Source organism: Natronococcus sp. A-GB1, from assembly GCF_029688845.1.
Classification (GTDB): Archaea; Halobacteriota; Halobacteria; order Halobacteriales; family Natrialbaceae; genus Natronococcus.
Window position 1 is genome coordinate 128,735 of sequence record NZ_JARUKW010000003.1, and the last position, 16,756, is coordinate 145,490.

Sequence of the window (16,756 nt, forward strand, 5' to 3'; positions counted from 1 at the left end):
AAAACGGTACTGGCACTCCCGCCGATACCGACCGCTCCTCGAGGCCATTTCGCCGAGTCCGTCCCCTCGAGCGCCCCCTCGAACTCTCGTCGATGCTCCTGTGCGTGCGTCGCTTCGTCCCGTTACTCCTCGTGGATCGCCTCGCCGCGATTGAGCCGCACGGCGATCGTAAACGTCTGCTCGGCCTCGCGTCTGGTCGGGAAGTACGCGGCCATGTACCGGGCCGTCGCGATCATCGGAATTCGGCGGCGGGACTCGAGACGAGGCGCCTCGTCGGCCCCCTCTGACACGCGCTCGTCCGCGAGATCGAACTGCCGGAACGCGGCCTCGAGGTTCTGGATCGTGTGGAAGCCGGCGTCCTCGCGCAGCAGAGCGTGGCCGAGCGCCCGCTTCAACGCCGCCGGACTCCCGCCGCAGTCGAGGAACTCGCCGACGAGCCGGCCGGCCTCGTTGACCTCGCCCTCAACGTCGAACGTCTCGAGCAGATCCTCGAGAACGTCCTCGGGATCTCGCCCGGTCTCGTTCGCGCCCGGCTCCGGGACCGGTGCGGGGGGCGTATTCAGAAAGCGATCGAGATAGACGCTCATCGCGGCGTCGAAGATGCCCCGGTAGGGTTCGACGGCGTCGGTCCGGCGGGTCGCGCCGTGAACCGCGTTCGCGTAGGTGAACGTGTGGTGGACCGTGTTCCAGTCGGAGAACTCGTTTGCGGTGCCGAACCGCGCGACCCGCGTCGCGGCCGCGTGTGCGACCTCGCCCGCGAGGGCCTCGCTCGTCGCCCCCTCTCGAACGGCGTCCGCCAGCGCGTCGACGATCGCTTCCGGGTCGTCCGCGAGCAGCGTCTCCCGGAAGTCGGCTTGTGGCTCCCAGTCCGCGCTCGCGCCCTCGGCGACCAGCGCCTCGAGCCCGCTCGTCTCGGTGACGTCGCCCCCGTAGACGTCCTCGAGCAGGGCGACGAGGTTGACGGGCTGGCGCCACGACGACCATTCGTCGCTTCTGTCGGCCGTCACCAGCGGCTCGACGAGCGCCGCGAGGGCGTCGTCGGCGTATTCGGAGCCGGCGTGCTCGAGGCTCTCGAAGGCCGTGTTCGCGAAGTCCAGCACGTGGCCCGTCGAGAGGTAGGGGTGGTCGGTCGCGGCGGCGAAGACCAGCTCGGCGAGCTCGCGTTCCGAGCGGTCGGCGGCGACGGCGGTTCGCAGACACCGCTCCGCGCCGTCGGCGTCCCGGACCTCGACGCAGTCGCGGAACCAGCGCTTCAGCCGGTCGAACTCGACCTCGCGGGTCGAAAAGGAGGGCTGGTCGAAGTTCGGTGGTTCGCCCGCGCAGTCGTTCGCCACGCGGCGCGCGCCGATGTACAGCGCCCGCTTTCGGTCCTCGACCGCGAGGTCGTCGATCACGTTCGCCAGACAGCCCAGGATCGTCAGCCCGGGTCCCCAGCCGTCCTCGCGGTAGCGGGTGCCAAAGTCGAGGATCGTCGCCGTCGGCTCGCGGTGGTCGACGCCGGCATCGAGCAGTCCGATCGTCGCCTTCGCCAGGACGAGCCCGAGATTTTCCTCGAGCCCGGTCTCGAGCCTGTCCGCCCAGTGCTCGTCGGGCGGGAGGTCCCGTTCGGGGTTCGGATTCACGCAGACCTCGCCGTCGCGGATCTCGACGGGGTAGGTCTGGACGTCGTCTGCCCAGGGGTCGAACGTGTCGCCACAGGCCAGTTCGAACCGCGCGTGGTGCCAGTGGCAGGTGAGGACGCCGTCGTCGACGGTCCCCTCCGAGAGGGGAAACCCCATGTGGGGACAGCGGTTGTCGACGGCTCGAACCTCGCTCTCGTGGTGGAACAGCGCCAGCGGCGTCCCGTCGACGCTGACCTGCGCGCGCCCCCGCTCTCGCAGCTCCTCGAGCGGGATCGCCGTCCGGAACTCGTCGGTCGTCGCCATATACGTGGGGTCGACACGCACGGTCGTAAGGGTTCGCTGAAGCTCGCTTTTGTACGGGAAGCGATAGCAGGAGGGCAAAACGCGAGCAGGACGACAAAACGCGACGGCGACACCGCCTTCGGACCGCCGCCGTTTTTGAGAGGCGGCTCGCTACGTGGAGTATGGACGCCGTCGCCCTCGTCGAACGCTACTACGACGCGCTGGACGCTCACGAGTACGACGCCCTCGAGGAGGTTCTCGACCCCGAGTTCGTCCAGCGGCGCCCGGACCGCCGGTTCGAGAATCGGGAGGCGTTCGTCGAGTTCATGCGCGATGGCCGGCCGAACAAGCGGACGCGCCACGACCTCGAGGACGTCCTCGTCGACGACGGGAGCGTCGCGGTTCGGGGGCGAGTGGTCGACGACGAAACGGGGTCGGCGCTGTTCGAGTTCGCCGACTTTTTCGAACTCGAGGACGAAGCGATCGTTCGCCTCGAGACGTACAGTCGGTAGCTGGCGACCGAGGATTTTTGCTGTCAGAATTGAACTATTCAACTACCAATGACATCTGCCGAACAAATCGGACGCGCCGGACGACAGGCGGTCGGCGCGCTCGTCGCCCGCCAGACGTACAAGAACCTCCTGTACCTGTTTCTGGCGATCCCGCTCGGCTTTCTGTACTACTTCACGTTCGGCTTCGGGGTCCTATTGGGCCTGCTCCTGACGCTCGTGCTCGTCGGCGTGGCGATCCTCTTCGTCGCCCTCCTCGGCGCCAGGCTCGCCGCGGGGCTCGAACGATGGCTCGCGAACGCGCTACTGGGGCTCGACCTCGAGCGGTACGGGGACGTCGCCGACGCTCCCGGGGCTCGCTCGCGGCTCCGCGCCTACGTCGACGCGCCCTCGACCTGGCGGGCCGTCGGCTTCCTCTCGATGAAGACGCTCGTCTCCGTCGTCGCCCTCCTGGGCGTGATTGCGCTCGCATGGATCGCCGAGCTCCTTCTCGCGCCGCTTCGATACCCCACCGATGCCGAGTTCGGCGAACTCAACGGCGAGCCGCTCGTCTGGACGATCGAAACGGTCCCGGAGGCGGCGCTGGCCGGTATGCTCGGCACGGTACTGCTGGTCGTCTTCGTCCACGTCGCGAACGCGATCGCCTACGTCTGCGGACGGATGAGCGCCGCGTTGCTCGGCGAGCCGGCGATCGGTCGGTGAGCCAGCGACGGACCGACGACTCGGTACCGAATCACTGAGTCGACTCTCGAGCGACAACCCGAGCGCCCGCGACACTTACGCCGAACAGTTGTTCGGCCCCATCTCGAGTTCGACCCGCTCTTCTGGAGCGAGCTCGAGCGCCCCGCGGTTGCGCTCGATGATCTCCTCGAAGTTCGCCGGCTTCTCGCCGGCGTCGGCCAATCGGTCGACGAACGCCTCTTCGTCGAGCTCGAGAACGTCGATCCCCGTACGCGCCTCCCGGATCGTCGTCGAAACCTCCTCGCCCGGCGAGCCGTGTTCGAACTCCCCGTCGGTAGTAACGGTAACGTGCCCCGGAAGGACGCGAACGCTCTCGGGTTCGGCCAGGATCGTCCGATGGAGCGTCTCGTAGAGCATTCGCGCGCCCTTCTCGCCCTCTCTCGCGGTTCCACCGCTCGAGCCTTCCGAGGCGCGTGGCGCCTCGCCCTCGTCTTTGCTAAATTCGAGCTCCGTCCGCCCCGTCGAGTCGACGTGCAAGGTGTCGGCGGTCAGCAGCGCTCGATCGTCGACGAGGACGTTGATCATCTCGCTGGTGTGGCCCGGCGCGGCGATCGCCTTCAGCTCGCGCTCGCCGACCGCGAGCACCTCGTTGCGCTCGAGGGCGGTGTACTCGACCTCGACGTCGCGTTCCTCGGCCCGTTCGCCCAGGTAGTACGGCACCTCGAGCTCGTCGGCGAGCTGGCGACCGCCGGAGACGTGGTCGGCGTGGACGTGGGTGTCGATCACGCCGACGATCGAGAGCCCGGCCTCCTCGGCGGCGACCGCGAACTCGTCGGTGTCCGCGGTAGGATCGACGACGACGGCCTCGCCGCTCGCCGCGCAGCCGACGACGTAGCCGAGACAGCCCTTCGCGCGGCGTTGAACCTGAACGATCCGGGCGTCGCCGGCTTCCTCGAGCTCGACCGCGTCGTAGACGCCGCTCCAGCCCTCCATCCCGCCGTCGACGGTCTCGACCTCGTAGGCGTCGGTCGCCGACTCGAGCTGGGTCGCCAGGTTCCCCGAGGAGATCCCCTTTGCACAGATGGTGATCACCCGCTCCGTGTCGCCGATCAGCTCCTCGAACTCCTTGAGACGGCCGTCGAGTTCCTCCTCCGGGCCGAACGGGAAGTGAAGCGCGCCGGAGACGTGCCAGGATTCGTAGCTGTCCTCGGGACGCGTATCGACGAGCGTGAACTCCTCGTCGCCGTCCTGTAGCTCTGCGAGCCGATCCGCAGCGAGGGTGGTAACCATACGCGAGGTACGCCGGTGAATCACCTAAACGTCTCTACGACATGTGCCGGCGTATCGGTGTGAAACGGCTCGCGACGCCGACGGCCAGCCGCAACCACTACGACCCCGGACCGGAAACGGACAGCCATGACAGCAGTACGAAACGTCCTCCGCGGGCTGCTCGGCAGCGTGATCGGCATCGTCGTCGTCGGAGCGCTCGCGACGGTCGTCTTCACGGTCGCGATCTTCGTCGTGTCGACGGGTGCAGGGCTGGCCGGCTACGACCCGAGCGCCGACTTCGTGGTTCTCTCGGCGGCGCTGGTCGTCGTCGCCGTCATCCTCACGGGTGGGTTCACGCCCCGGCTGTCGAACTCCGGGTCCGAGGACTCGAGCGACGACGCCACGTTCGACGATCGGACGTACAACTGATCCTCGCTACGGCCGCGCGGTTCGCGGCTCCGGTCGTACCCCGACGCTCCCTCGACTTGGCGGGCGGTCGGCTTCCTCTCGCTGAAAGTCCCGATCGCGATCGTCGCCGTCCTCGGGCTCTTCCTGCTGGCGTCGGTCGCGTCGCTGCTCGCGGCGCCGCTCCGGTATCTGACGACCGCCGAGTGCGGCGGGGTGAACGACGAACCGGCCATGTGGACGATCGAGATGGCGCCCGAAGCCGCGCTGACGGGCGCACTCGGCGTGGTGGGGTTGATCGTCCTCGTTCACCTCGCGAACGCCGCCACCTACGTCTGCGCCCGGATCTGTGCGGCGCCTGTGAACGAACCGATAACCGACGATGGTTCGACCGCGACCCCGGCGTCGACGTTCCTAACCGTTCATCTCGGTAGTGGCGGTTTCACACCCTCACACGCCGGTCGTCGACTCGAGGGGGAAGGGGTACCGCGTATCGCATTCGATCTCGATCGACGACGTTGTCACTTTCCGGGCGCTTCGTCGCCCGACCCGCTCGTCCCCACATCCGAACTACAGGTGGCGATACTGGTACGTGTTAACTATGAACTTTCTTGTAGAAATACCGTGCAATAATTGTGATCAAAGTCCGGTTTAACGATCACTATAATTCAACAACGACCCGTATGCGAGACAGCTGCGATACCGAACCCCACTGCGTTCACCTCGAGAGGCGGAAGCCACGACAGCGGCTCCAATCGGGCGGAAAGACGGCCAGAACACCGTTGACCAGTTCCACGGAGAGGGCCGGTCGATGACTGACGACGAGACGTCGAACGGTGAGACCGCCGACTACCTCGACAGCAGGATACACATGTTCAAGCCGGCAACGCCGTTCATGCGGGATCACCTGAAGGTGATCTGGGGACTGTTCGCCGTCTGGGTACTGGTCACGTTCGGGCCGGTGACGGCGACCTGGATCGCGACGGACACCATGACGAGTACGCAGGTGTTCGGATTTCAGCTTCACTACTTCCTGACCGCGCTCGGCTCCCCGATCGGCGTGTTCGTCCTGTGTGTGGCCTACGCGTGGCAGCGCGATCGACTGGACGCGCAGTACGGCGTGAGCCACGAGGTGCCGGCCGAAGCCGACGGAGATGCCGGCCAGCACGTCGCTGCCGACGGTGGTGAACGCCCGTGATCGAAGCGGCGGTTCTCGAGATCAACACCGGACTCTTCGACGGCGGTTTCAAGCTCGTTCCGGCGCTGACGCTCACGGTGATGCTGGCACTGTTTCTCGGCGTCGGCTGGTTCTTCCGCGTCGCGGCGGTCGACGATATGTGGGTCGCCGGCCGCTCGATCGGGGCGATCGAGAACGGGATGGCGATCGCGGCGAACTGGATGAGCGTCGCCGCCTACCTCGGGGTTGCCTCGACGGTCGCATTGCTCGGCTACTTCGGGCTGGCGTACGTCGTCGGTTGGACGGCCGGCTATTTCATCCTGCTGATCTTTCTGGCCGCGCAGTTCCGCCGGTTCGGGAAGTACACCGCCCCCGACTTCGTCGGCGATCGGTACTACTCCGATCTCGGCCGCGCGATCGCGGCGTCGACGACCCTGCTGATCGCGTTCGTCTATATAATCGCGCAAGGAAACGGTCTCGGCCTGATGGCCCAGTACATCTTCGGCGTCTCCTACGAGGTCGGTGTGATTCTGCTGATGGCGATTACCATCGGGTACGTCGCACTCTCGGGGATGCTCGGTGCGACCAAGAACATGGCACTGCAGTATGTCATCCTCATCGGTGCGTTCCTGCTCGGACTGTACGCGACCGGCTGGACACAGGGGTGGTCGACGGTCGTGCCGTTCGTCGAGTACGGCGAACAGGCGACCGCGATGGCCGAAATCGAGCGCCAGTACACCGAGCCGTTCCAGGACGCCGGGTACTACCACTGGATTGCGCTCTGCGTCAGCCTGATCGCGGGAACCTGCGGTCTGCCCCACGTTCTCGTCCGGTTCTACACCGCCGACAACGAGCGCAATGCCCGCTGGGCGACCGTCTGGGGGCTGCTCTTTACCCTGTTTTTGTTCCTGGGAACGACGGCGTACGCCGCGTTCGGCTCGTTGCTGTACCAGGACAACGTCGGCGAGTACACCGAGATGACCGGGACGGAGTCCGACACGCTCGTCGTACTGACCGCGTACCTCGCTAATCTTCCGGAGTGGCTCGTCGGTATCGTTGCTGCCGGCGCGATCGCAGCCGGACTGGCGACGACCGCCGGCCTGTTCATTTCCGCGTCGTCCGCCGCTGCACACGACATCTATACGAATCTCTACAAAGAGGACGCGACCGCGCGGGAACAGCTGATCGTCGGTCGATCGACGATCCTCGGGTTGGGTGTCATCGTTACCTACCTGGCGCTCAACCCGCCCGCACTCATCGCCGAGGTCGTCGGGATGTCCTTCGCGCTCGCAGGGACCGTACTGTTCCCGGTGTTCTTCCTCGGACTCTGGTGGGAAGATGCAACTCGAGAGGGCGCGATCGCCGGCATGTTCGTCGGCCTCTTTTTCGGCTTCGGGTCGATCCTCAACGAGATCCTCCCGCAGTACGTCGCCGCGCTCTCCGGAGAGGCGATCTTTCCGACGTTTGCGATGATCGTTCCCGCGACGTCGTCGTCGCTCGTCGGCGTCCCGGCCGTCATGCTCACGATCATCGTCGTCTCGATGGTTACCGACGACCCACCCGAGGACGTCAAACGTCTCGTTCGTCAGTGTCACAGCCCCGAACCGATGGAGACGATGCAGTCCGCGGAAGACGTCGCCACCGACGGCGGGCAACCGACTGACGAGTGAGACGGTTCGCTGTGCGTCATTTCCGGCGTAACCGCGACCGAACGTCGGTTCGTCGATAACTCGGTGTGGCAATCCGGATGAAGATTGTGTTCGTCCTCGGCCGAACATTCAACTGATTTTAACCCGGGGAAGACCGAACTGTCGGTATGGCCCTCTCCGAATCCGTCACTGCCGCCATCGCCGTCCTTCGTCGCCGGCCCGCCGAGATCCTGCCCTTTTACCTGCTCGGTGCCGCGATCCCGGCGATCGTTCGCGTCCTTCCCTTTCTGGGCATCGCCGCGGCCCTCGTCTACCTCGAGTTCTCCGGCCGGTTCGAGGCCGTCCTTACCGAGCTCGAGACCGGCGTTCCCGACCCTCCCGACCCCGAAACGGATCCGGAGGCGTTCGACGCCTGGGTCGAGGAGGTCGCCCCGCTGGCCGAGCAGCTGCTGCCGCTCGAGCTCCAACTGTTCGCGGCTGCGGTCATCCTCGGCTCGATCGTCCTGGCGATAACCCTCTACGCGGCGGTCTCGGCCGCCCAGCTTTCGGCCTGTTACGGGCGGCTGCGGGACGACCGCGGGCTCGTCATCGGTCTCGTCGGCGCGGGGCGGTTCTGGCTCCGCTTCGTCGGGCTCTACCTGCTCGAGATCGTCGCCTGGCTCACCGTCGGGACGATCGCGCTCGTCGGCGCCGTCTTGCTCGGTGCCGCCCTCGCGCCCGCGACCGGGGCCGGTATCGCCGCCGTCGTCGTGGTCCTGCCGACCCTGCTCGTGGCGGGCCTCGCGATCGCGGCGATTCGGGCGGTGTTCGCCTTCGCTCCCGTCGCCGTCGTCGTCGACGACGCGGGCGTGTTCGGCTCGCTGTCGGCGACCCTCGGCTTCCTCCGTCAACACCCGATCTCGGCCGGCTTCTACTACGTCCTCGCGGTCGGCGCGTCGATCGCGCTGTCGGTCCTCACGGGGCTACTCGCGATCGCCGAGGTCCCCTCTCTCGGAACGCTGCTCACGACGCTGCTCGTCTTCCCGTTCCTCGATCTGCTGAAGACGGCGCTGTACGGCGGCCCGAAGGATAAGCTCTCCCCGCCGTCGGCCCCCGAGCGTCCGTTCCGGAGTCGCTTCGCCGACGGGCTTCGGCGGGGCTGGACCGAAATGTTCTCGTTCGTTCGGGCGACGCCGTTCCTGCACGCGTTCGTCGTCGTCGCCGCCGTTGGCACGTTCTGGGCCGGCTGGGAGCTGGCCGAGCCCCTCGCAGGGACGGTCGAGACCTCCATCGACGAGCGCCTCGAAGGGCACATCCCGCCGACGGCCGCCCTCGAGTTCTTCGGAAACAACTGGACGGTGGCGTACACGACCGCCTTCGGCGGGCTCGCGCTGGCGATTCCGGCGCTGTTCTCGCTGGCGTTCAACGGGGTCGTGCTCGGTGCCGTCGCCCGCCTCGAGGTCGAACCGATCGAATTGCTTGCTTTCGTCGTCCCCCACGGAATCTTCGAGGTACCCGCGATCTTCGTCGCCAGCGCGCTCGGGCTCTGGCTCGGCGTCGTCGGCTGGCGGGCGTTCCGCGGTCGCGCGAGTCGACAGGACGTCGTCAAGGCTCTCGAGCGGGCGTTCTGGGTCGTCGTCGGCCTCGGGATCGTCCTCGCGATCGCGGCGTTCATCGAGGGGTTCGTCAGTCCGTACTACTATCAGCCGTTCATCTAGGCCGCGCTACCGGCCACGCTTTCGATAGAGATGAGGGTCACATAGCGGCCGATATCGTCCGCAGCACGGGATCGGTGTCCGCGACGAAACAACAGTAAAAATATATAACTTCGTTCGTACTTGACCGCATCATGCCACGGCTTGTGCGCTCGTACGGGGATCTCGTAGATTCCGCTTCGTGGGCTGTGGCACACGTACGCGGGGAACCGAGGAACGACAGCCGCCCCGTTTCGTCGGGCGGCGAACTACCGCTGACAGTACCGACCGTCCGGAGCCGTCACTCCAGCAGATGACGGACGGAGACGGCGGTTCGGCGTCGGCTGCGGCACCCGACGACCCCGCGACGACGCCGGCTCCGAACGACCCCGAACCGACGGCGCCGACCGATCGCATCGTCGCCCTCGACGCGCTTCGCGGGTTCGCCCTACTCGGGATCCTGGTGATCAACATCTGGCTGTTCGGCATGCCGGCGGTGGCGGCCATCAATCCGGCACTCTACGGGAACTTCTCCGGGATGGATTACCTCGCCTGGCTGGTCAGTCACGTCTTCTTCGAGCAGAAGTTCGTGACGCTGTTTACGTTCATGTTCGGCGCCGGAATCGTGCTGTTCCTCGAGTCGAAGGACCGAAAGGGCCAGCCCGGCCGGCGGCTCCACTTCGCCAGGACGTTCTGGCTGCTCGTCATCGGTCTCGGACACGCGTACCTGCTCTGGTACGGCGATATCCTCGTTCTCTACGCCCTCTCCGGCTTCCTCGTCGTCTGGGTGTGGCGGTGGCGGCCCGCCCGTCAGTTCGTTCTCGGGATCGCGATGTTCGCGGTCCCCTCGCTCCTCTACCTCCTGGCCGGCCTGGGATACTTCGCGCTCCCCGAGGACGGCCGGGCCGAGCTCGAGGCGGAGCTGCTCGCTTCGTTTGGCGGGGGGCTCTCGCCGGAGCGGGAGATCGAAATCTACCAGAGCGGCTGGTTCGACCAGATGACCCACCGCGTCCCCGTCGTCTTCGAGTTTCACACGCTCGGATTCCTCTTCGAGGCGTTCTGGATGCTCGGCGGGCTGATGATCGTCGGCATGGCGCTCTACAAGTGGGGCGTGATCTCCAATAGGCGGAGCACGCGCTTCTACCGACGCCTGTTCGTCGGCTCCGGCGGGGTCGGGATCGCGCTCGTCCTCGTCGGGGTATGGGTTCGGGAGGCGTTCGCCTGGGAGACGATGCCGGTGATCACGCTCGCGTTCCAGTTTAACTACTGGGGCTCCCTGCTGCTCGCACTCGGCTACCTCGCGGGGATCATGCTGCTCTGTCGGCGGGCACGTGACGGCGTCGTCGTCGGGGCGCTGTCGGCGGTCGGCCGCACCGCCTTTACGAACTACCTGCTCCAGACCGTCCTGGCGACGACGATCTTCTACGGCCACGGACTCGGCCTGTTCGGACAGCTGAGCCGCATGGAGCTGCTCGGCGTGGTCGTCCTGATCTGGGCGATTCAGATCCCGCTGTCGGTGTGGTGGCTGGAACGGTTCCGGTTCGGACCGGTCGAGTGGATGTGGCGGACGCTCACGTATCGAAAGCGACAGCCGATGCGTCTCGAGGACTGACGCCGTCCTCACCGACACACGGAGTTGGCGTCGCTACGACTCGCGTTCCCTCTCGAGACAGCTGCCCTACTCGGGCGTCAGTCGAACGACCGGGGCGTCCGCGTCGTCGACGGCGACGTACAGCGCGCCCGTCTCGGGGTGGGTTACGACGTCCCGAATTCGCCACCCCTGGCCCTCGAGCAGCGGATCGACTTCCTCGACGTCGGTGCCGTCGACGGTGAACCGGCCCAGATACTCGCCGGCGAGGTTCCCGACGAACAGATCGCCTTCCCACTCCTCGAAGGCGTCGCCGTTGTAGAAGCTCATCCCCGCGGGCGGGAACCCGCCGCTGTTGCACTCCCAGTAGTAGACCGGGTCGACGACGTCGTCGCGCTCGTCGAACCCGTCGCCGACCGGGTCGTCGGTGCCGTACTCGCAGCCATAGTGAGCGATCGGCCAGCCGTGGTTGGCGCCCGCCTCGACGATGCGGAGCATGTCGCCGTCCTCCTCGCCGTGTTCGGACTGCCAGAGCTCGCCCGTCTCGGGGTGGACGGTCATCCCCTGGGCGTTTCGGTGGCCGTAGCTGTAGAGTTCGTCGAGGACGTCCTCGTCGTCGAGGAACGGATTGTCGTCGGGGATCGATCCGTCCGGCTCGAGGCGCAGCGTCGACCCGATGGCGGTGGACGTATCCTGGGAGTAGTGATCGAGGCCGAACTCCTTGGAGCCGCGGTCGCCGACGGTCGCGTAGACCGCGCCGTCGTCGCCGAAGACGACGCGGGAGCCGTAGTGCTGGGTGGAGTCGACGAACGGCTCGACGGCGTACAGCTGCTCGAACCCCTCGAGGCTCCCAGCCTCGAGATCGAGTTCGCCGCGGCCGAGGGCAGTGGTCGACTCGCCGTCGCCATCGACCGTCGCGTAGGTCAAATAGAGCCACGGCTCGTCCGGGAACTCCGGGTGAAAGGCGGCGTCGAGCAATCCGCCCTGTCCCTCGGCGTACACGTCCGGTGTGCCGTCGACATCCTCGACGTCGCCGTCGTCGAGATCGAGGACGGAGAGGTATCCCTCCCGTTCGGTCACGAGCAGCCGGCTCTCGTCCGGGACGACCGAGAGGCTCCAGGGATGTTCGAAGCCGCCGGCGACCTCCTCGACCGCGAGGTTGTCGTCGCCGCCGTCGCCCGTCTCGAGTACGCCGGCACAGCCGGCGACGGTCACCGAGAGGGCTCCGCCGGACGCCGCGAGGATCGTGCGTCGATTCACGCGAGTTTCTCCGGCTCCGGCGGATAAAAAGCTTCCACGGTATCTGCGTCCACTTCGTTCTCGTGGTCGTCGCCTCGAGCGGGCTATCAGTCCGCCCCCGGCGGGATCTAACCGAATCCATAAAGGCTGACGGGTTCAACCCCTCTACACATGACAACGACGCTCGGAACGGCGAGCGCGGATCCCGGGGAGATCGACACGGGTCGTCTCGAGGTCGGCGAGACTCGAGACGGGAGCCCGTTCGGTCTTCCCGTGGCCGTCGTAAACGGTGTGGAACCCGGAAAGACTCTCTACATACAGGCGGCCAGCGACGGCGACGAACTCAACGGCGTCGGCGTCGTCCAGCAGGTCGTCCCGCAGCTCGATCCGACGGAACTCAGCGGCACAATCCTGATCGTCGGCATCGTCAACTACCACGGGTTCCAGGTCGCCGAGCACCGCAACCCGATCGACGACACGAAGATGAATCGGGCGTACCCGGGCAACGCGGCGGGAACCTCGAGCGAACGGATCGCGGCCGCAACGTTCGAGGCGGCTACCCGTGCCGACCTCATCCTCGATCTCCACCAGGGGTCGACCAGCCGGATGATCGACGAGGTCCGGGTTCGCTGTGGCACCCGCCACCGGCTTCACGGCGAGTGTCTCGAGCTGGCGAAGGTCTTCGGCTGCGGCTACATCCTCGACCAGAAGGGCCCCGACGGCCAGCTCGCCCGCGCGGCGCCCGACGAGGGGATCCCGACCGTCGACCCCGAGCTCGGCGGCTGCGTCGGCTGGGACGAGACGAGCATCCGGAAGGGCGTCGACGGCGTGTTCAACGTGCTTCGCTACTACGGCTTCCTCGAGGGCGAGCGAAGCCCCGAGCCCCAGACCCGCGCGAAGGGGTTCGAGCAGTTCGGCGCGCCTGCCGGCGGGCTCGTCGATCTCGAACCCAACCTCGGCGACCGGGTAACGTCTGGAGAGACGCTGTTTACCGTGACGACGCCGTTCGGCGAGTCAAAGCAGACGGTGACTGCCGACAGCGACGGGATTCTCTGGCGGAGCCGTCGGCTCCCACAGGTCGCGACGGGAGAGTACGTCTGCTCGGTCGCAACCGATATCGACGAGTACTGATGGCGAGCGACCTCGTCTGCCCCGACTGCGACGCCGTCTACGCGGCCGGACCCGACGAGCCGTGGCGCTGTGACTGCGGAAGTCCTCTCGAGTTTGCCGATCGACCGCTTCCCGAGGATCCGGGTGCACTGAAACTCGAGCCGGGTCGCGGCCTCTGGAACTTCGCGCCGTGGCTCCCCCTCGAGGAGCGGGTCTCGCTCGGCGAGGGCTTCACGCCACTGGTCGACGCCCCGGAGTGGGACGCCGACTTCAAACTCGAGTACGTCTTCCCGACAGGGTCGTTCAAAGACCGGGGTGCGACGACGACGCTCTCTCGGGCGGCCGAACTCGGCGTCGACCGCGTGCTCGAGGACTCCTCGGGCAACGCCGGCGCCGCCATCGCGACGTACGCGGCTCGAGCCGGAATCGACGCGGAGATCTACGTTCCCGCGGACGTCAAGGCGGCGAAGCTGGGGGCGATCGAGCGAACGGGCGCCCGACCGGTTCGAGTCGAGGGAGCGCGCCAGGACGTCACCGACGCCTGCATCGAGGCGGTCGAGGGCGGAGGCGGGGACGATCAAGACGACGCCGCCACCCGACAGACCGGCGACGGCTGGTACGCCAGCCACGCCTGGAACCCCGCCTTCTACGCCGGAACGATGACGTTCGCCCTCGAGATCGCGGCCCAGCGCGACTGGACGGCGCCCGACGCCGTCGTGCTCCCGGTCGGTCACGGGACGCTGTTTCTGGGCGCCTACCGAGGCTTCTCGCTGCTGCTCGAGGCGGGGATCATCGACGAGCTGCCGCGGCTGCTCGCCGCACAGGAGGCGGGCTACGCGCCCGTCGCGAACCGCTTCGGCGAGGCGGTCGCGGCCGAACCCGGCCACACCGAGTCCGTCGCCGACGGGATCCAGATCGTCGAACCCGCCCGCCTCGACGAGATCCTCGAGGCGATCGAGCGGACCGACGGCGACGCCGTCGCCCTCGAGCCGGCCGCGATCGAGGCCGCCCTGGAACGGCTCCACCGTGGCGGGTTCTACGTCGAGCCGACCTGCGCGGTCGCGCCGGCGGCACTAGAGCGCTACCGCGAGGACGGCGTGCTGGATGCTGGTTCGGACGTCGTCGTGCCGCTGACCGGCAGCGGGCTAAAAATCGAGTGAAAAGCGAGTGAGAATCCTGCGGTTTCTTCGCGCTCGAGTCGACCGGAGTTAGGCGAAGGTGAGACCCTTCTCGAATTTCGCGTACAGCTCCTTCTGCTGGAAGTACGCCGCGGCGCCCAGCAGCGTCGGGGCCCAGAGACCGACGAACAGACCGGCGACCTTGTCCTCCTTGAGGTAGAACAGGTACCACGAGTACGCGACCGACAGCGCGGCTGCGACCGACACCGGGTCCCCGGACGAGAGCGGGGTCTCCTCGAGCGCCTCCAGATCGTCGAACTCGGATTCGGACTCGGACTCGGGTTCGTCAGATTCGGTTAGCGTCGTCATGCACTCTCCGGAAGAAACCGCTACGGTTGATGTTGCGGCCGTCCATTTCAGGGCACGAACACGAATCGCCCGACGGGGCCGACGCCGCAGTTCGAAACCGAACCTGACGCGGTCATAGCCGCGGTCCGGAACGGAACCCGACATTCCTTTACTTGCCCCCTGAATACGGGCGGGTATGTTCCTCTCCCTACGCGCGGAGGTCGAGAGCGCCCTCGAGACGGCGCTGTCGGCGCTCGACTACCCGACTGACGATCTCGGGATCGAAGAACCGCCCGAGGACGTCGACAGCGTCCTCGCCTCGAGCGTGGCGTTCCGGCTGGCCGGCGAGGCCGGCGCCCCGCCGCCACAGGTCGCTTCGGCGGTCGCCGACGAGATCGACGCGGACGAGCTGACGTACGTCGCGGCGATCGAGACGCAGGGGCCGTACCTCAACTTCCTGCCGAGCGAGGCCTACCTCGAGAACACGCTCGAGACGGCGACGGCAGCCGACTACGGCGCCCTCGAGGACCGCAAGGAGAGCGTCGTTGTCGAACACACGAGCGCGAACCCGACGGGGCCGGTCCACGTCGGCCGTGCGCGGAACCCGATCATCGGCGACGCGGTCGCGAACCTGCTCGACTACGCCGGCTACGACGTCGACCGCCACTACTACGTCAACGACGCGGGTCGGCAGATGGCCGTCTTCACCTGGGCCTACGAGACGTTCGACGAGGACGACCTCGAGGGCGAGCCCGAGCGGGATCGCCCGGAGTACGACCTCGTGCGCTACTACCGCAAGGGCAACGCCTTCCTCGAGAACGCCTCGGAGCCGAAAGTTGCCGACGCGGAGGCCGAGATCGAGTCGATCATGCAGGGGCTCGAGGCCGGCGACGACGAGGCCTACGAGCGGGTCAGCGAGGTCGTCGACCAGGTGCTCGGCGGGATGAAGGCGTGTCTCGCCCGCCTGCCCGCGGAGTTCGACGAGTTCGTCAAGGAGACGCGGTTCATGCGCAACGGCGACACCGACGACCTCGTCGCCCGGCTCAAGGAGCTCGACGAGGCGGTGTACGAGGACGAGGCCTGGCAGCTCGAGCTCGACGCCCACGGGATCGAGAAGAACCTCGTCTTCCTGCGGGCCGACGACACCTCGCTGTACCCCACGCGGGACCTAGCCCACCACGAGTGGAAGTTCGAGGAGTACGACAACGCGGTGACGGTGCTGGGCGAGGACCACACCCTCCAGGCCGACCAGCTCCGGACGACCCTCGAGCTGCTGGGCAACGACACCGAGGGGCTCCGGCAGGTGCTGTACTCCTACGTCAACCTCCCGGAGGGGAAGATGTCGACGCGTCGCGGGACCGGCGTCGACCTGGACGACCTGCTCGACGAGGCGATCGACCGCGCCCGCGAGGAGGTCGAGGAGCGCATGGACGATCGGATCCGCGACGACGACCTGGGCGACGAGGACGTCGAGCGCATCGCTCATCAGGTCGGAATCGGTGCCGTTCGGTACGACATCGTCTCGAAACAGCCCTCGAAGGCGATCACCTTTGAGTGGGAGCAGGCGCTCGACTTCGAGGCCCAGTCCGCGCCGTACGTCCAGTACGTTCACGCGCGGTGTTGCGGTATTCTCGAAGAGGCCGGCCTCGACTCCGCGGCCGACCTCGAGGGCCAGGATGTCGACCTCGAGTCCGTCGACGCCGACCTGCTCGAGACCCCCGAGGAACGGGAGCTGCTCGAGACGATCGCCCGCTTCCCGGCGGTCGTCGAGGAGGCGGCCGACGACCTCCAGCCCCATCAGATCGCGACCTACACGCGCACGTTCGCCGACCGGTTCAACGCCTTCTACCGGGAGTGTCCGGTGCTGGCCGAGGACGTCGATCCCGAGGTCCGGGAGGCCCGCCTCGCGCTCGTGGCGGCGTCGAAACACACGGTCGCGAACGCCCTCTCGATCCTGGGCGTCGCGGCCCCGCGGTCGATGTAGGCCCGCGGCTCACAGTAGACCGACGGATCACAGCCCGCTCCGGACCCGCGGGCCGCGTGAACCATCGACGGACGCGTAGCGCGTGTCAAAGGATACTTAGCT

Annotated in this window: 15 protein-coding genes; 11 read left to right on the forward strand and 4 right to left on the reverse strand. The window is 67.1% G+C overall.

What is annotated here, in order from left to right; all coding sequences use genetic code 11:
* Positions 1-122: 122 nt before the first annotated feature.
* Entirely contained in the window at positions 123-1,925 is a 1,803-nt protein-coding gene (locus QA600_RS05115) for a Rieske 2Fe-2S domain-containing protein (protein WP_278290883.1), read from the reverse strand.
* Positions 1,926-2,086: 161 nt separating this feature from the next.
* Between QA600_RS05115 and QA600_RS05120 the strand changes: the two genes are divergently transcribed.
* The gene (locus tag QA600_RS05120) at positions 2,087-2,416 is read left to right on the forward strand and encodes a nuclear transport factor 2 family protein (protein ID WP_278290884.1); all 330 of its coding nucleotides are present in this window, start codon (positions 2,087-2,089) and stop codon (positions 2,414-2,416) included.
* A 48-nt stretch (positions 2,417-2,464) separates the two neighbouring features.
* The gene (locus QA600_RS05125) at positions 2,465-3,115 is read left to right on the forward strand and encodes a sensor domain-containing protein (RefSeq protein ID WP_278290885.1); all 651 of its coding nucleotides are present in this window, start codon (positions 2,465-2,467) and stop codon (positions 3,113-3,115) included.
* 75 nt (positions 3,116-3,190) lie between these two features.
* Here the strand turns inward: QA600_RS05125 and QA600_RS05130 are convergent, their stop codons facing one another.
* The gene (locus tag QA600_RS05130) at positions 3,191-4,384 is read right to left on the reverse strand and encodes a rhodanese-like domain-containing protein (RefSeq protein WP_278290886.1); all 1,194 of its coding nucleotides are present in this window, start codon (positions 4,382-4,384) and stop codon (positions 3,191-3,193) included.
* Between the two features lie 126 nt (positions 4,385-4,510).
* On the opposite strand from QA600_RS05130, the gene QA600_RS05135 reads away from it, so the two are divergent.
* From QA600_RS05135 to QA600_RS05160, 6 genes are all read left to right on the forward strand, one after another.
* Positions 4,511-4,792: a hypothetical protein gene (locus QA600_RS05135; protein WP_278290887.1), complete on the forward strand. Its 282-nt coding sequence runs from the start codon at positions 4,511-4,513 to the stop codon at positions 4,790-4,792.
* Positions 4,793-4,873: 81 nt separating this feature from the next.
* The gene (locus tag QA600_RS05140; protein ID WP_278291016.1) at positions 4,874-5,401 is read left to right on the forward strand and encodes a hypothetical protein; all 528 of its coding nucleotides are present in this window, start codon (positions 4,874-4,876) and stop codon (positions 5,399-5,401) included.
* Positions 5,402-5,579: 178 nt separating this feature from the next.
* Entirely contained in the window at positions 5,580-5,966 is a 387-nt protein-coding gene (locus QA600_RS05145) for a DUF4212 domain-containing protein (RefSeq protein ID WP_278290888.1), read from the forward strand.
* The gene (locus QA600_RS05150; protein ID WP_278290889.1) at positions 5,963-7,615 is read left to right on the forward strand and encodes a cation acetate symporter; all 1,653 of its coding nucleotides are present in this window, start codon (positions 5,963-5,965) and stop codon (positions 7,613-7,615) included. The genes QA600_RS05145 and QA600_RS05150 overlap by 4 nt, the downstream gene beginning before the upstream one ends.
* Positions 7,616-7,761: 146 nt before the next feature.
* Positions 7,762-9,291, forward strand: a complete 1,530-nt coding sequence (locus tag QA600_RS05155; RefSeq protein WP_278290890.1) for a stage II sporulation protein M — start codon at positions 7,762-7,764, stop codon at positions 9,289-9,291.
* A 289-nt stretch (positions 9,292-9,580) separates the two neighbouring features.
* Positions 9,581-10,879: a DUF418 domain-containing protein gene (locus QA600_RS05160; protein ID WP_278290891.1), complete on the forward strand. Its 1,299-nt coding sequence runs from the start codon at positions 9,581-9,583 to the stop codon at positions 10,877-10,879.
* A gap of 66 nt (positions 10,880-10,945) precedes the next feature.
* On the opposite strand, the gene QA600_RS05165 is transcribed toward QA600_RS05160, so the two are convergent.
* On the reverse strand, positions 10,946-12,115 hold the full coding sequence (locus tag QA600_RS05165) for a PQQ-dependent sugar dehydrogenase (RefSeq protein WP_278290892.1): 1,170 nt from the start codon (positions 12,113-12,115) through the stop codon (positions 10,946-10,948).
* A 150-nt stretch (positions 12,116-12,265) separates the two neighbouring features.
* Between QA600_RS05165 and QA600_RS05170 the strand changes: the two genes are divergently transcribed.
* Both QA600_RS05170 and QA600_RS05175 read left to right on the forward strand, forming a co-directional pair.
* Positions 12,266-13,225, forward strand: coding sequence for a succinylglutamate desuccinylase/aspartoacylase family protein (locus tag QA600_RS05170; RefSeq protein WP_278290893.1), 960 nt, complete (start codon positions 12,266-12,268; stop codon positions 13,223-13,225).
* Positions 13,225-14,364 carry a pyridoxal-phosphate dependent enzyme gene (locus QA600_RS05175; protein ID WP_278290894.1) on the forward strand — a complete coding sequence of 380 codons (1,140 nt, stop codon included), beginning with the start codon at positions 13,225-13,227 and terminating at the stop codon, positions 14,362-14,364. Before QA600_RS05170 ends, QA600_RS05175 begins: the two co-directional genes overlap by 1 nt.
* 48 nt (positions 14,365-14,412) lie before the next feature.
* On the opposite strand, the gene QA600_RS05180 is transcribed toward QA600_RS05175, so the two are convergent.
* Positions 14,413-14,691, reverse strand: a complete 279-nt coding sequence (locus tag QA600_RS05180) for a hypothetical protein (protein WP_278290895.1) — start codon at positions 14,689-14,691, stop codon at positions 14,413-14,415.
* Between the two features lie 175 nt (positions 14,692-14,866).
* On the opposite strand from QA600_RS05180, the gene argS reads away from it, so the two are divergent.
* Complete coding sequence (gene argS / locus QA600_RS05185; RefSeq protein WP_278290896.1) at positions 14,867-16,654, forward strand: arginine--tRNA ligase; 1,788 nt, start codon at positions 14,867-14,869, stop codon at positions 16,652-16,654.
* Positions 16,655-16,756: the final 102 nt, after the last annotated feature.